The organism is Marinihelvus fidelis (assembly GCF_008725655.1).
Lineage (GTDB): Bacteria > Pseudomonadota > Gammaproteobacteria > Xanthomonadales > SZUA-36 > Marinihelvus > Marinihelvus fidelis.
Genome location: NZ_VYXP01000015.1, coordinates 1 through 16,285, shown reverse-complemented (window position 1 = coordinate 16,285; position 16,285 = coordinate 1). Strand labels below are relative to the sequence as shown.

The window sequence follows — 16,285 nt, the reverse complement described above, 5'->3', positions numbered from 1 at the left end:
CGGCGCACACCTTGGTCAGCGCCGCCGTCAGCGTCGTCTTGCCGTGGTCCACGTGACCGATCGTGCCGACGTTCACGTGGGGCTTGTTACGTTCGAATTTTTCCTTGGACATCGGATAGTTCCTCGTCAGTTCCGTATCGACACGCGATTACGCGGTCTTCTTGATAATCTCTTCGGCGACACTGGCCGGTGCTTCGGCGTAGTGATCGAATTCCATGGTGTAGGTCGCGCGGCCCTGGGTCTGTGAACGCAGGTCCGTGGCGTAGCCAAACATTTCCGACAGCGGCACGTGGGCGTTGACGATCTTGCCCGACGGCGCGTCTTCCATGCCCTGGACGATGCCACGACGACGGTTCAGGTCACCCATCACGTCACCCATGTAATCTTCCGGGGTCACGACTTCGACCTTCATCATCGGCTCCAGCAGGACCGGGTCGGCCGTGATGGCGCCGTTCTTGAACGCCATGGAGCCGGCGATCTTGAAGGCCATTTCGTTCGAATCCACCTCGTGGTACGAACCGTCAAACAGCGTGCACTTGACGTCGACCATCGGGTAGCCCGCGATCACGCCGTTTTCCATCTGCTCCTGCATGCCCTTGTCCACGGAACCGATGTACTCGCGCGGCACAACACCACCTACGATGGCGTTTTCGAACTCGTAGCCGGCGCCGGATTCCATCGGCTCCATGCGGATCTTGACGTGACCGTACTGGCCGCGACCACCGGACTGGCGCACGAACTTGCCTTCGGCCTCCACCGCCTTGCGGATGGTTTCGCGGTATGCCACCTGCGGGCGACCGACGTTAGCCTCGACCTTGAACTCGCGCTTCATGCGATCCACCAGGATATCCAGGTGAAGCTCGCCCATGCCGGAGATGATGGTCTGGCCAGACTCTTCATCCGTGTGAACACGGAACGAAGGATCTTCCTGCGCCAGCTTCTGCAGCGCGATACCCATCTTCTCCTGGTCGGACTTGGTCTTCGGCTCCACGGCTACGGAGATCACCGGCTCGGGGAACTCCATGCGCTCGAGGGTGATGACCTCGTTCAGGTCACACAGCGTGTCACCGGTGGTGACGTCCTTCAGGCCAACGGCCGCGGCGATATCGCCCGCGCGCACTTCCTTGATCTCCTCGCGGGAGTTGGCGTGCATCTGCAGGATACGACCGACGCGCTCCTTCTTGCCCTTGACCGAGTTGTACACGGTGTCGCCAGAGCTAAGGACGCCGGAGTACACACGGAAGAACGTCAGCGAGCCCACGAACGGGTCGGTGGCGATCTTGAACGCCAGCGCTGAGAACGGCGCACCGTCGTCGCTCTTGCGAACGGCCTCTTCCTCGTTCTCGAGGATGCCCTTGATCGCAGCCACGTCGGTCGGTGCCGGCATCAGTTCGATGACCTTGTCCAGCAGCGCCTGCACGCCCTTGTTCTTGAAGGCCGTGCCGCACATGCAGCAGACGATGTCATTGTTGATGGTGCCGGTACGCAGGCCCAGGATGATCTGCTCTTCGGTCAGCTCACCGTTTTCCAGGTAGGCTTCCATCAGCTCTTCATTGGCCTCGGCAGCCATCTCGACCATGTACTCGTGCGCCGCTTCGGCATCAGCCTGCAGCTCGGCCGGGATGTCACGGGCTTCGTACGTAACGCCCATGTCTTCCTGGTTCCAGTAAATGGCCTTCATGCGCACCAGGTCGATCACGCCCTCGAAATCTTCCTCGGCGCCGATCGGCAGCTGGATCGGCACGGCACGCGCACCCAGGCGCTGCTTGATCTGCTCGACCACGCGGGAGAAGTTGGCGCCGGTACGGTCCATCTTGTTGACGAAGGCCAGGCGCGGCACGTTGTAACGGGTCGCCTGGCGCCAGACCGTCTCGGACTGCGGCTGCACACCACCTACCGCACAGAACACGGCCACGGTGCCGTCGAGCACGCGCAGCGAACGCTCCACCTCGATGGTGAAGTCAACGTGTCCCGGGGTATCAATGATGTTGATACGGTGCTGCGGGAACTGCTGGTCCATGCCACTCCAGAAACAGGTCGTGGCTGCAGACGTGATGGTGATACCACGCTCCTGCTCCTGCTCCATCCAGTCCATGGTGGCGGCGCCATCATGCACTTCACCGATCTTGTGAGAGACACCGGTGTAAAACAGGATACGTTCGGTCGTCGTCGTCTTGCCGGCATCAATGTGCGCCATGATGCCGATGTTGCGATACCGATCGATTGGGGTCGTTCTGGCCACTGTCCTATCCTCTGAATTCTGTTCGTGTTACCGCGATTACCAGCGGTAGTGCGAGAAGGCCTTGTTGGCCTCTGCCATACGGTGTACTTCTTCGCGCTTCTTCACGGCCGCGCCACGCTGCTCAACAGCTTCCAACAGTTCACCGGCCAGCCGGTTCGGCATGTTGGTCTCGCTGCGCTTGCGTGCGGCATCAATGATCCAGCGCATGGCCAGGGTCTGGCGACGCTTCGGGCGCACTTCGACGGGCACCTGGTAGGTGGCGCCACCGACACGACGGGACTTTACCTCGACCATCGGGCTGACGTTATCGAGCGCCTGCTCGATCAGCTCAACCGGGCTCGCGCTCTTGTTACGCTCTTCCATGGAATCCATGGCGCCGTACACGATGCGCTCGGCGACAGACTTCTTGCCGCTCTCCATCACCATGTTGATGAAACGCGCGATCACTTCGCTACCGAACTTGGGATCCGGCAGGATTTCACGGGTGAAATTCGAATGCTTTCTTGACATCGTCTATTCCAATTCTCAGCTTGAGCCGGCTCAGCTCTTGGGGCGCTTGGCGCCATACTTGGAACGGCCCTGGCGGCGATCACTCACACCGGCCGTATCCAGGCTGCCGCGCACGGTGTGGTAACGCACACCCGGCAGGTCTTTAACACGACCGCCGCGGATCAGCACCACACTGTGCTCCTGCAGGTTATGACCTTCACCACCAATGTAGGAGGTCACTTCGAATCCGTTGGTCAAACGCACACGGGCCACCTTGCGAAGTGCCGAGTTCGGCTTCTTCGGGGTGGTGGTGTAAACGCGCGTGCACACGCCACGCTTTTGCGGGCAACCTTCCAGCGCAGGCACATTGCTCTTGTACACCTTGGGCTTGCGCGGCTTACGTACCAATTGATTGACTGTCGACATAATTTCCTGACCCTGATAAACAAAAATCGACAGGCGCCCCGGTCATTAGGCCTGGGGTCTTCCTGTCGAAGGGGGCGCATTCTACACACCCTTCTCGCAATGTCAAACGCCCAACCGGGATCAAATCAACCCTGGTTGAGCGCCTACGAAATCCGGCCCACGCGCCGGCGACATCGGCTTTCCGAGACAGGCCGTTTGTGGAATCTTCGGCCCGTCCGGCTTCCCTTATGGGAAGATCGTTCGAGTTAGCTGGACAATTATGGCAGGACTTTGGGTGGAAGGCAAGTGCTGTGTTGGGATGTTGTCAAAATACGTGGGGAGGTTGTCAAAAGCGCACGCAAATTTCGCGAATGACGCCAAGGGCGCGAAAGAAGGCGGGGGTTGGCCCTGCCCGCCTGCGGCGCCGTCGCATGATCGAAACGGTCAACGGCTTGTTGTTGCGTCCAGCTCCCTGTCAGGGGCACTGACAGCGACACGAAGGCCAATCTTCGTGCCCAGCACACAGTCAAGCACCGGAGTAACCCTATGCCCCCCCCAGATTGCACCCCATGTGTCCCGCCGCGCTGACGGCGCTCCAGGTGCGCAGTTGCCACCCGGGGGCGACACACCAACTTCTTTCGCGCCCTTGGCGTCATTCGCGAAATCTGCGTACGCCCTTGTCGACCTCCCCATCCCCAACCAAAGCCCCGATTTCCGCGACCCACCACAACCCGACCCACTTTCACCAACGAAAAAGGCCCGGCAAACGCCAGGCCCTTTCCTTCAGCCGATCAGCGAGCAGTCACCCACCCGCTTCAAGCTTTCACTCCGCGTCGGCATCCTCGGCGGAAGCCGGCTCCTCGGCGGCGACGGCAGCGGCCAGGGCAGCGAGATCAATCTCGGGCTGCTCTTCCACGACCCGCTTGCGCGAGGCGTGGTAGGCCATACCGGTACCGGCGGGGATCAGGCGACCGACGATGACGTTTTCCTTCAGGCCACGCAGGTTGTCCGTGGTGCCGCGAACGGCCGCCTCGGTCAGTACGCGCGTGGTTTCCTGGAAGGAAGCCGCAGAAATGAACGATTCCGTGGCCAGTGACGCCTTGGTGATACCCAGCAGTACACGCAGGTACTCGGCCGGCTCACCACCGTCACGGCGGGCGACTTCGTTCTCTTCCAGCACGCGGGCCAGGTCCAGCTGCTCGGAACGCAGCAGGCGGGTGTCGCCACCCTCGCGGACTTCGGCCTTGCGCAGCATCTGGCGGATGATCACCTCGATGTGCTTGTCGTTGATGCCCACGCCCTGCAGACGGTAGACGTCCTGGATTTCCTTGACCAGGTAATCGGCCAGGGCTTCCACGCCCATCAGTTGCAGGATGTCGTGCGGGCTGGGCTCGCCGTCCACGACGGTTTCGCCCTTCTCGACGTGCTCACCCTCGAACACGATGACGTGGCGCCACTTCGGAATCAGTTCCTCGTGCGGCTCGTCGGCGTGCTTGTCGATCATGCCATCGACCGGGTTGTCCTTGGCGCGCTTGATGTCATCCTCGGTGGGCGTGATCACCAGGCGCTGCTTGCCCTTGGTTTCCTTGCCAAAGCTGACGACACCGGACTTGGCGGCCAGGATGGACGGTTCCTTCGGCTTGCGAGCCTCGAACAGGTCGGCGACTCGCGGCAGACCACCGGTGATGTCACGGGTCTTCGAAGACTCCTGCGGTACACGGGCGATGACGTCACCCACGGCCACGTCCTGGCCATCGGTGATGTTAACGACCGAGCCCGGGGGCAGCGGGTACTGCGCCGGCTGCTCGGAGCCCGGCAGGTGGAGTTCCTTGCCCTTGGCGTCCAGCAGGCTGACCGTCGGGCGACGATCACGATCCGCGGAAGAACGCTGCTTCGGATCGGTCACGACAAGGCTGGTCAGGCCAGTGATTTCATCGGTCTCCTCGGACACGGTGATACCATCGACGATATCCTGGAAGCGCACCTTACCGGCCACTTCCGTGACAATCGGATGGGTATGCGGATCCCAGTTGGCGATGATGTCGCCGGCGTTGACCTTGTCTTCGTCGCGGAGCTGGACGATGGCGCCGTAAGGCACCTTGTAACGTTCACGCTCACGGCCGTTTTCGTCGATGACCGAGATTTCACCGGAGCGGGATACCGCGACCAGCTTGCCCTCGGCGTTCTCAACCGACTTCATGTTATGCAGGCGGATCGTGCCTTTCGACTTCACCTGGATGTGATCCACGGCGGCGGCACGCGATGCGGCACCACCGATATGGAAGGTACGCATCGTCAGCTGCGTGCCCGGCTCACCGATGGACTGCGCGGCAATCACACCCACCGCTTCTCCAATGTTCACCAGGTCACCACGGGCCAGGTCACGGCCGTAACACAGCGCGCAGACACCGTAACGCGTGTCACAGGTGATGGTGGAGCGCACCAGAACGTGATCGACACCGGCGGCCTCCAGGTCTTCCACCAGCTGCTCATCGAGCAGCGTGTTGCGGGCGACCAGCACATCCTCGGTACCCGGCTTGAGCACGTCGGCGGCCACGGTACGACCCAGCACACGGGCGCTCAGGGCCTCGACCACGTCACCACCCTCAACGATCGGCTGCATCGAGATACCGTTCTCGGTTCCGCAATCGACCTCGGTGATGACCACGTCCTGCGCCACGTCGACCAGGCGACGGGTCAGGTAACCGGAGTTAGCCGTCTTCAGCGCCGTATCCGCGAGACCCTTACGGGCACCGTGAGTGGAGATGAAGTACTGCATCACGTCCAGGCCCTCACGGAAGTTCGTGGTGATGGGCGTTTCGATGATGGAGCCATCCGGCTTGGCCATCAGGCCACGCATGCCCGCCAGCTGGCGGATCTGGGCGGCGGAACCACGCGCGCCGGAGTCGGCCATGATGAACACGGAGTTCATCGAGGCCTGGTCGACCATCTTGCCGTCGATTTCGACCTGGTCGTAACCGATGGCCTTCATCATCTCGCGGGCGACCTGCTCGTTGGTACGCGACCAGATATCCACGACCTTGTTGTAGCGCTCGCCGGCGGTCACCAGGCCAGATGCGTACTGGTTCTGGATCTCGACCACTTCGTCCTCGGCCTTCTCCAGGATGTCCGCTTTCTCGACCGGGATCACCAGGTCGTCGATGCCGATGGATACACCGGCGTCGGTGGCGTACTGGAAGCCCGTGTACATCAGGCGATCCGCGAAGACCACGGATTTCTTCAGGCCCAGGCGACGGTAGCAGGAGTTGATCAGCTCGGAGATCTGCTTCTTTTTCAGCGCGTGGTTGAGCATGTGGAACGGCATGCCTTCCGGGCGGATTTCCGCCAGCAGGGCACGACCGACCGTGGTCTCGACCAGGTTGATCTCCTTACGCTCTTCACCGTGCTCGGAGATGATGGTCTCCTCGATGCGCACCTTGATGCGTGCGTGCAGGTCGACCACCTTGTTCTCATAGGCACGGTGCACTTCCGCGGTGTCGGCGAAGTACATGCCCTCACCCGGTACGCCGGCCAGTTCACGGGTCATGTAGTACAGGCCCAGGACCACGTCCTGGGTCGGCACGATGATCGGCTCACCATTGGCGGGCGACAGGATGTTGTTTGTAGACATCATCAGCGCGCGCGCTTCCAGCTGCGCTTCGACGGACAGCGGCACGTGTACGGCCATCTGGTCACCGTCGAAGTCGGCGTTGAACGCGGTACACACCAGCGGGTGCAGCTGGATGGCCTTGCCTTCAATCAGTACCGGCTCGAACGCCTGGATACCCAGGCGATGCAGGGTCGGCGCACGGTTCAGCAGCACGGGGTGCTCGCGGATCACCTCGGAGAGGATATCCCAGACCTCGGCCTTCTCGGCTTCGACCAGCTTCTTGGCGGCCTTGATGGTCGCGGCCATGCCGCGACGCTGCAGCTTGGAGAAGATGAACGGCTTGAACAGTTCCAGCGCCATCTTCTTGGGCAGGCCGCACTGGTGCAGCTTCAGGGTCGGGCCAACCACGATGACCGAACGGCCGGAGTAGTCGACGCGCTTGCCCAGCAGGTTCTGGCGAAAGCGGCCCTGCTTGCCCTTGATCATGTCGGCCAGCGACTTCAGCGGGCGGCGGTTGGTGCCGGTGATGGCACGGCCGCGGCGGCCGTTGTCCAGCAGCGCATCCACCGCTTCCTGCAGCATGCGCTTTTCATTGCGCACGATGATGTCCGGGGCGTTGAGCTCCAGCAGTCGCTTCAGGCGGTTGTTACGGTTGATGACGCGGCGGTACAGGTCATTCAGGTCCGAGGTGGCGAAACGGCCACCATCCAGCGGCACCAGCGGACGCAGGTCCGGCGGCAGCACCGGCAGCACGCTCATGATCATGAATTCCGGGCGGTTGCCGGAGTCGATGAACGCCTCGACCAGCTTGACGCGCTTGGACAGGCGCTTCAGCTTGGTTTCTGAACGGGTCGCACCGATGTCTTCGCGCAGCTGCGCCAGTTCTTCGGTCAGGTTGATGGTCGACAGCAGGTCGTAGATCGCCTCGGCGCCCATCTTGGCGACGAACTCGTCACCGTAGGTCTCGACCGCGTCAAGGTACTGCTCATCGGTGAGCAACTGGCCGCGTTCCAGGTCGGTCAGGCCGGCGTCGAGCACCACGTAGGACTCGAAGTACAGGATCCGCTCGATGTCACGCAGCGTCATGTCCAGCATCAGGCCAATACGCGACGGCAGCGACTTCAGGAACCAGATGTGCGCGACCGGGCTGGCCAGCTCAATATGGGCCATGCGCTCACGGCGTACCTTGGTCAGCGTAACCTCGGTACCACACTTTTCACAGACCACGCCGCGGTGCTTCATGCGCTTGTACTTGCCGCACAGGCACTCGTAGTCCTTGGTCGGGCCGAAGATCGCCGCACAGAACAGGCCATCACGCTCCGGCTTGAAGGTCCGGTAGTTGATGGTTTCCGGCTTCTTCACTTCGCCGTAGGACCATGAACGGATCAGGTCTGGCGGAGCCAGGCCAATCTTGATGGCGTCGAAATCCAGCGGCTGGCGCTGGCGGTTGTAGAGATTAAGAAGGTCTCTCACGTTTCGTCTCCTGTCCCGTTCAGGACTCTTCGAGTTCCATGTTGATGCCCAGAGAGCGGATTTCCTTCACCAGTACGTTGAAGGACTCCGGCATGCCGGCCGCCATCTCGTGATTGCCATCAACAATGTTCTTGTACATCTGGTTACGGCCGCTGACGTCGTCGGACTTGACCGTCAGCATTTCCTGCAGCGTGTAGGCCGCACCGTAGGCTTCCAGGGCCCAGACTTCCATTTCACCGAAGCGCTGGCCACCGAACTGCGCCTTACCACCCAGCGGCTGCTGCGTGACCAGGGAGTACGGGCCGGTGGAACGCGCGTGCATCTTGTCGTCCACCAGGTGGTTCAGCTTCAGCATGTACATGTAACCCACCGTAACCGGACGGTCGAAGGCGTCACCGGTACGGCCGTCGTACAGCGTGGTCTGGCCACTGGCCGGCAGGCCGGCGAGTTCCAACAGGCGCTTGATCTCGACTTCAGGGGCACCGTCGAACACCGGGGTGGCCATCGGCACACCGCCACGCAGGTTCTCGGCCATGGTCTTGATCTCACCGGCGGAGAACTGCTTCATGTTCACGCGGCCGTCCTGGTCGGAGTTGTAGACCTGGTCCAGGAAGCCACGGATGTCGTCGGTCTTGGCCTTGGCGTCCAGCATTTCGCCGATACGCAGGCCCAGCCCACGTGCCGCCCAGCCCAGGTGTGTTTCCAGCACCTGGCCGATGTTCATACGTGAAGGTACGCCCAGCGGGTTCAGCGCGATATCGACCGGGGTGCCGTCTTCCATGTAAGGCATGTCCTCCTGCGGGACAATCATGGAAATCACACCCTTGTTACCGTGACGGCCTGCCATCTTGTCGCCCGGCTGTACGCGGCGCTTGACGGCCAGGTAGACCTTGACCATCTTCAGCACGCCCGGGGCGAGGTCGTCACCCTGGGTGATCTTGCCCTTCTTCTCTTCGAAGCGGGCGTCGAACTGCTGGCGCTGCGTCTTGATCTGCTCGGCCATCTGCTCGAGCAGGTCGTTGGCGTCATCGTTGACCATGCGCAGCTTGAACCAGTCGTCCCGGTCCAGGTCGGCCAGGTAGGACTCGGTGACCTTCTGGCCCTTCTTCAGGCCCGGACCCTTGTCGGCGACCTTGTTCAGCAGGGCATTTTCGAGACGCTGGTAAATGGCGTTCTCGACGATACGCAGCTGGTCGTCCAGGTCCTTACGCACCTGCGCCATCTGGTCCTTCTCAATGGAGATCGCACGCTCGTCTTTTTCAACGCCGTCGCGGGTGAACACCTGGACGTCGATGACCGTGCCGTCCATGCCCGAGGGCACGCGCAGCGAGGTGTCTTTCACGTCCGAGGCCTTCTCACCGAAGATGGCGCGCAGCAGCTTCTCTTCCGGGGTCAGCTGGGTCTCACCCTTGGGCGTGACCTTACCGACCAGGATGTCGCCGGTGCGCACTTCGGCGCCGATGTAGACGATGCCGGACTGGTCCAGCTTGTTCAGGTTGTGCTCGCCCACGTTCGGGATATCGGCGGTGATTTCCTCCGAGCCCAGCTTGGTGTCACGGGCCACGCAGGTCAGTTCCTCGATGTGGATGGTGGTGAAGCGATCTTCCTGCACCACGCGCTCCGAGATCAGGATCGAGTCCTCAAAGTTGTAGCCGTTCCACGGCATGAACGCGACCAGCATGTTCTGTCCCAGGGCCAGTTCACCCAGGTCGGTGGACGGGCCGTCTGCCAGGACGTCGCCCGGCTGCACCACGTCGCCTACGGTCACCAGCGGACGCTGGTTCATGCAGGTGTTCTGGTTGGAACGCTGGTACTTGACGAGGTTGTAGATGTCCACGCCCGGGTCACCGGCCGGCACTTCTTCCTCATTCACACGCACCACGATACGGCCGGCGTCGACCTGGTCGACCAGGCCGCCGCGCTTGGCCACCGCAGTTACACCGGAGTCGGTGGCGACCACGCGCTCCATACCGGTACCCACCAGCGGCTTGTCCGCCTTCAGGGTCGGCACGGCCTGGCGCTGCATGTTGGAGCCCATCAGCGCGCGGTTGGCGTCATCGTGCTCCAGGAACGGCACCAGCGATGCGGCCACGGAAACGATCTGCTTCGGCGAGACGTCCATGTAGGACACGTCGGCCGGCTCCTTCAGCGTGAATTCGCCCATGTGACGGCAGGGGATGAACTCGTCGGTGAACTTGCCGTCCTTATCCAGGCCGGCGTTCGCCTGCGCGATCACGTAATCGCCCTCTTCGATCGCCGACAGGTATTCGACGTCGTCCGTCACCTTACCGTTGGCGACCTTCCGGTACGGCGTCTCGAGGAAGCCGTAGTCGTTGGTGCGCGAGTACACGGCCAGCGAGTTGATCAGGCCGATGTTCGGGCCTTCAGGCGTTTCAATCGGGCAGACACGGCCGTAGTGGGTCGGGTGCACGTCGCGCACCTCGAAGCCCGCACGCTCACGGGTCAGGCCACCCGGGCCCAGTGCCGAAACACGGCGCTTATGGGTGACTTCCGACAGCGGGTTGTTCTGGTCCATGAACTGGCTGAGCTGGGATGAACCGAAGAACTCCTTGATCGCCGCCGCGACGGGCTTGGCGTTGATCAGTTCCTGAGGCGTCAGGCCTTCGCTTTCTGCCACGGACAGGCGCTCGCGTACGGCGCGTTCGACGCGGACCACGCCCACGCGGAACACGTTCTCGGCCATTTCACCAACGGAACGCACGCGACGATTGCCCAGGTGATCGATATCGTCAACCTGGCCATTGCCGTTACGGATGTTGATCAGTTCCTTCAGCACATCGAGGATGTCGTCGCGGTCCAGCACGCCCGGACCCTCGACGCTGTCGCGGCGAACCCGGCGGTTAAACTTCATGCGACCGACTGACGACAGGTCGTAGCGCTCCTCGGTAAAGAACAGGTTCTTGAACAGGTTCTGGGCCGCTTCCTTGGTCGGCGGCTCACCCGGGCGCATCATGCGGTAGATCTCGACCAGCGCTTCCAGTTCGGTGGTGGTCGGATCGATGTTCAGGGTGCTGGAAATGTACGGCCCCTGGTCGAGGTCATTGACGTACAGCACCTCGATGTCCTTGATGCCGGCTTCGCGCAGCGACTCGAGCAGTTCCTCGGTGATCGGTGCATTGGCCTCGGCCAGGACTTCGCCGGAGTCGGTATCGACGATGGTACGGGCGATGATCTTCGCCTCCAGGTACTCGTCGGACACGTCCAGGGACTTGATGCCGGCTTCGCCGATCAGCTTGACGTGGCGCGCGGTGATGCGCTTGCCTTCGTCAACAATGATGGCGCCGCTCTTGTCCTTGATGTCCATCTGCGCGCTTTCGCCACGCAGGCGTTCGGGCACCACTTCCAGCTTGGCGCCTTCCTTCTTCAGCGAGATCTTGCTGGTCTCGAAGAAGGTGTCGAGGATTTCCTCGTTGGTCATGCCCAGCGCGCGCAGCAGCACAGTCACCGGCAGTTTGCGGCGACGGTCGATACGCGTAAAGATGCAGTCCTTAGGGTCGAACTCGAAGTCCAGCCAGGAACCGCGGTACGGAATGACGCGCGCGGAGAACAGCAGCTTGCCGCTGGAGTGGGTCTTGCCCTTGTCGTGATCGAAGAACACGCCCGGTGAGCGGTGCAACTGGGACACGATCACGCGCTCGGTACCGTTGATGATAAAGGTACCGGTATCAGTCATCAGCGGCAGGTCGCCCATGTAGACGTCCTGCTCTTTCACGCTCTTGACCGGCTTCTGCTTGGCGGAGCTGTCCTTGTCGTAAATGACCAGGCGCACCTTGACGCGCAGCGGGGCGCCGAAGGTCATGCCACGGAGCTTGCACTCCTTGACGTCGAAAGGCGGATCGCCCAGCGTGTAGCTGACATATTCCAGCGCGGCGTTGCCCGAGTAGGACGCAATCGGGAATACCGATTTCAGGGCCCCGTGAAGACCACGCTCGCGACGATCATCCGCTTCCGTCTCCAGCTGCAGGAATTCCTGGTAGGAGCGGATCTGGGTTTCCAGCAGGAACGGCACGTCCAGGACAGCCTGGCGCTTGCCGAAATCCTTACGGATACGCTTTTTCTCAGTGAAGGAGTAACTCATCTTTAGCACCACCTCGAAGGCCGTCCCATCCGGGCCGGCTCAATAAATACATGGTTCGTTACGGCGCGGCGACCTGAGGGTGCCGCGCCGCAAACAGGAACAGGCCGGAGGCGTGAGCCCCCAGCCGGTTCCGCGTTTTTCCCGTTGCCGGGAAAAATACTTACTTGACCTCGACAGAAGCGCCAGCTTCTTCGAGTTTTTTCTGGATGTCCTCGGCCTCGGCCTTCTCGACGCCTTCCTTGATCGGGGAAGGAGCGCCTTCGACCAGGTCCTTGGCTTCTTTCAGGCCCAGGCCGGTGATTTCACGAACCACCTTGATGACCGGAACCTTGTTGCTGCCGAAGGAGGTCAGCACCACGTCGAAGTCAGACTTCTCTTCAGCGGCGCCAGCGTCACCGCCAGCCGCCGGACCGGCAGCTGCGACGGCCACCGGGGCAGCAGCAGAAACACCAAACTTCTCTTCCATGGCGTCGATCAGCTCGACGACGTCCATCACGCTCATTGAGGCGATGGTTTCGAGGATATCTTCTTTTGAAACGGCCATTGTCGTCTCCATTACATTTTCAGGCGGGGCGGTTAAGCCCACGGTTTAACTACAAAAAATTGCTCAGGCAGCCTGCTTGGCGTCCCGCACAGCCGCGACAGTGCGAACCAGCTTGGTATGGGGTTCTGCCAGCGTACGGACGAATTTCTCGACCGGTGCTTTCATTACACCCATCAGCATGGCGATCGCCTGGTCGTAGGTCGGCAGCTTGGAGAGACGATCCAGCTCACTCGCGTCATACAGCGCGCCGCCGATGGCGACGTTCTTGGTGACGAGCTTGTCGTGCTCTTTAGCGTAGTCCTTGACCAGGCGCGCAGCGGCGCCGGGATCGTCCATGCTGAAAGCCAACAGGATGGGACCTGTCATTGACTCACGCATGCACTCGAACTCGGTGCCTTCCACGGCTTTGCGGGCGAGGGTGTTCTTGGCGACCTTGAGGTAAACACCGCTCTCACGCGCTTTCACACGCAGGTCGGTCATTTCCTCTACGGTCAGGCCACGATACTCCGCCGCCACGGCAGACAGTGCGCTTCCAGCGGCTTCCGCCACTTCCGCCACAACTGCCTTTTTCTGCTCGAAATTGAGCGCCATTTTTACCTCCTGGATTGCAGGGACCGTTACTCCGGCCCTTCCAGTACGTTTCAGTGGCTACCCCGCCACGCCAGCGCTACGCGAAAACGAAGCGCTCGAGTGGCGGGGGCTCCACCATCTGCGCAGGCCGTGAACGGTTTCCCGTGTCACCCTTAAGTCCTCACACCCTGGGGGTGTGCGAACACCTGCGGTCTTTGACGGGTCAAGCCCGCCTACCCCACTGCCCCGCCAACAAACCGGCGGGACCGTGAAATTCTTAGTAGTCCAGCGTCGAGTGATCGACGGTGACACCCGGACCCATGGTCGTGGACAGCGCCACCTTCTTCAGGTAGTGACCCTTCGCCGACGCCGGCTTCAGCTTGACCAGGTCGCCCAGCAGGGCGGACAGGTTCTGCTTCAGTGCGTCGACCTCGAAGTCGGACTTGCCGATGGTGCTGTGAATGATGCCTGCCTTGTCGGTACGGAAACGCACCTGGCCGGCCTTGGCGTTCTTCACGGCAGTCTCGACATCGGTGGTCACCGTGCCCACTTTCGGGTTCGGCATCAGGCCGCGGGGACCCAGCACCTGGCCAAGCTTACCGACGACGCGCATGGCGTCCGGCGTAGCGATGACCACGTCGAAGTCCATCTCGCCACCCTGGATGCGCTCGGCGAGATCGTCCATGCCCACCAGGTCCGCACCGGCGGCCGTGGCCGCTTCGGCGTTCGGGCCCTGTGCGAACACGGCGACGCGCACGCTCTTGCCGGTGCCGTTCGGCAGCACGGTCGAGCCACGAACGTTCTGGTCAGACTTCTTAGGATCGACGCCAAGGCGAATCGCGACATCAACGGATTCGTTGAATTTCGCGCCCGAGGTCTTCTTCAACAGGTCGAATGCCTCGTCGATGGTGTAAACCTTCGTCGGCTCAACCTGCTCGCGGATCGCCCGCATGCGTTTGCTCAGCTTAGCCATTATTCTACGCCCTCCACGTTCAGGCCCATGCTGCGGGCGGAACCCGCGATGGTGCGCACCGCCGCGTCCATGTCGGCCGCGGTCAGGTCGGGTTCCTTGGTCTTGGCGATCTCTTCGAGCTGATCGCGCGTGACCGTACCCACCTTCTTGGTGTTCGGCTCACCACTGCCCTTGGCAATGCCCGCGGCCTTGCGCAGCAGGACGGCCGCCGGCGGCGTCTTGGTGATGAACGTGAAGCTGCGATCGCTGTAAACCGTGATCACAACCGGAATCGGCATGCCGGGCTCCAGGCCCTGGCTGTCGGCGTTGAACGCCTTGCAGAATTCCATGATGTTGACGCCATGCTGACCCAGCGCCGGGCCCACTGGCGGGCTCGGGTTGGCCTGGCCGGCAGGCACCTGCAGCTTGATATAAGCTGAAATCTTCTTAGCCATGTTCTACTCCCCGGGTCCAAACGTCCGGCCACTCACGACACGGACTCCCCGTCAGTTGTTTGGGTGACAGGTGACGCGTAACGCGTGACAGGAATACCTCCCGTCACGCGTTACGCGTCACGCGTCACCGTCGTCAGGACTTCTCGACCTGGTGGAACTCGAGCTCCACCGGGGTCGAACGTCCAAAAATCAGTACGGCCACACGCAGGCGGCTCTTGTCGTAATTGACTTCCTCGACAACGCCGTTGAAGTCGTTGAAGGGGCCGTCGATAACCCGGACCATTTCGCCCGGCTCGAACAGCACCTTCGGGCGCGGCTTGTCCACGCCTTCGCGAACACGATCAAGGATCGCGTTGGCTTCACGTTCGGTAATCGGCGCCGGACGATCAGCGGTGCCGCCGATAAAGCCCATCACCTTGGGCACGTCCTTGACCAGGTGCCAGCTCTCGTCCGTCATGTCCATTTCCACCAGCACGTAGCCGGGGAAGAACTTGCGGTCGGAGCGGCGCTTCTGGCCGCCTTTCATTTCCACTACTTCTTCAGTGGGGACGAGCACTTCACCGAAGTACTCCTCCATGCCCTCGCGCTTGATGCGCTCTTCGAGCGATTTCTTGACGCTCTTCTCAAAACCCGAGTAAGCGTGTACCACGTACCAGCGCTTGGCCATCAATCAACCCCCCAGCAGGTTGCGCACAAGCGCACCCAGCAACCAGTCGACACCGGCCAGGAACAGCGAAATCAGGATGGTGACCACGATCACCATCAACGATGTCTGCAATGTTTCCTGGTGAGTGGGCCAGACCACCTTGCGACGCTCGATATCCGCTTCCTTGAGGAAACGGAAGAAGGCGCCGCCTTTCTGCGACTGACCCGCCACCCAGGCGGCAACCAGCGAAACGACGATCAGGCCACCCACACGGACGGGCATATTGGCCGCGTCCTGGAAGTAGTAATACGCACCGATACCGCCGACGAGCAGCGCCACGGCCACCAGCAGGAGAAAGCTGTCAACCAGCGGCGATTTCGTGTTTTCCGCTTTACTGCTCATGTTCCGGTCATTTCCATTGTCTTTGTAAGCCAGGTCGCAAAGGTGCAAGCCTGGCAGGCCAGGAGGGACTCGAACCCCCAACCTGCGGTTTTGGAGACCGCTGCTCTGCCAATTGAGCTACTGGCCTTTATTGTCTGGAGCCTGTTTGGCTCCGTTCCAGACTACGAAAGCCGGCAGGCCCTTCGGCCGCCAGCTTTCGTGAGTAACGGGTGCCGCACCAGGCGCCACCCGTCACAATTTACTGCTTACTCGAAGATCTTCGCGACGACGCCGGCGCCGACGGTACGACCGCCTTCACGGATGGCGAAACGCAGACCTTCTTCCATGGCGATCGGGGCAATCAGATCAACCTTCATCTGAATGTTGTCACCCGGCATCACCATCTCGACGCCTTCCGG

General features: G+C 61.6%; 13 protein-coding genes and 1 tRNA gene. All 14 read right to left on the bottom strand.

Annotated elements, in window-relative coordinates:
- On the bottom strand, positions 1-112 hold a 112-nt coding region (locus tag F3N42_RS15530), incomplete at its 3' end, for a GTP-binding protein (RefSeq protein WP_224784981.1).
- A gap of 36 nt (positions 113-148) precedes the next feature.
- Positions 149-2,242: an elongation factor G gene (gene fusA, locus F3N42_RS15525; protein WP_150865899.1), complete on the bottom strand. Its 2,094-nt coding sequence runs from the start codon at positions 2,240-2,242 to the stop codon at positions 149-151.
- A 36-nt stretch (positions 2,243-2,278) separates the two neighbouring features.
- Complete coding sequence (rpsG, locus tag F3N42_RS15520; RefSeq protein ID WP_150865896.1) at positions 2,279-2,752, bottom strand: 30S ribosomal protein S7; 474 nt, start codon at positions 2,750-2,752, stop codon at positions 2,279-2,281.
- A gap of 30 nt (positions 2,753-2,782) precedes the next feature.
- A complete protein-coding gene (gene rpsL, locus F3N42_RS15515) occupies positions 2,783-3,157 on the bottom strand; it encodes a 30S ribosomal protein S12 (protein WP_150865893.1) in 375 nt (124 codons plus the stop codon).
- An 802-nt stretch (positions 3,158-3,959) separates the two neighbouring features.
- Positions 3,960-8,219 carry a DNA-directed RNA polymerase subunit beta' gene (gene rpoC / locus F3N42_RS15510; protein WP_150865890.1) on the bottom strand — a complete coding sequence of 1,420 codons (4,260 nt, stop codon included), beginning with the start codon at positions 8,217-8,219 and terminating at the stop codon, positions 3,960-3,962.
- Positions 8,220-8,238: 19 nt separating this feature from the next.
- On the bottom strand, positions 8,239-12,318 hold the full coding sequence (rpoB, locus tag F3N42_RS15505; protein ID WP_150865887.1) for a DNA-directed RNA polymerase subunit beta: 4,080 nt from the start codon (positions 12,316-12,318) through the stop codon (positions 8,239-8,241).
- A gap of 160 nt (positions 12,319-12,478) precedes the next feature.
- Entirely contained in the window at positions 12,479-12,862 is a 384-nt protein-coding gene (gene rplL / locus F3N42_RS15500; protein WP_150865883.1) for a 50S ribosomal protein L7/L12, read from the bottom strand.
- 63 nt (positions 12,863-12,925) lie between these two features.
- On the bottom strand, positions 12,926-13,453 hold the full coding sequence (gene rplJ, locus F3N42_RS15495) for a 50S ribosomal protein L10 (protein WP_150865880.1): 528 nt from the start codon (positions 13,451-13,453) through the stop codon (positions 12,926-12,928).
- Positions 13,454-13,709: 256 nt separating this feature from the next.
- Positions 13,710-14,405: a 50S ribosomal protein L1 gene (gene rplA / locus F3N42_RS15490; RefSeq protein ID WP_150865877.1), complete on the bottom strand. Its 696-nt coding sequence runs from the start codon at positions 14,403-14,405 to the stop codon at positions 13,710-13,712.
- On the bottom strand, positions 14,405-14,839 hold the full coding sequence (gene rplK, locus F3N42_RS15485) for a 50S ribosomal protein L11 (protein WP_150865874.1): 435 nt from the start codon (positions 14,837-14,839) through the stop codon (positions 14,405-14,407). Before rplK ends, rplA begins: the two co-directional genes overlap by 1 nt.
- A gap of 133 nt (positions 14,840-14,972) precedes the next feature.
- Entirely contained in the window at positions 14,973-15,506 is a 534-nt protein-coding gene (gene nusG / locus F3N42_RS15480; RefSeq protein WP_150865871.1) for a transcription termination/antitermination protein NusG, read from the bottom strand.
- Positions 15,507-15,509: 3 nt separating this feature from the next.
- Entirely contained in the window at positions 15,510-15,887 is a 378-nt protein-coding gene (gene secE / locus F3N42_RS15475) for a preprotein translocase subunit SecE (protein ID WP_150865868.1), read from the bottom strand.
- Positions 15,888-15,938: 51 nt separating this feature from the next.
- Positions 15,939-16,014 (bottom strand) — tRNA-Trp (locus F3N42_RS15470).
- Between the two features lie 118 nt (positions 16,015-16,132).
- The coding region (locus F3N42_RS15465) for an EF-Tu C-terminal domain-related protein (RefSeq protein ID WP_455024282.1) at positions 16,133-16,285 on the bottom strand (153 nt) is incomplete at its 5' end.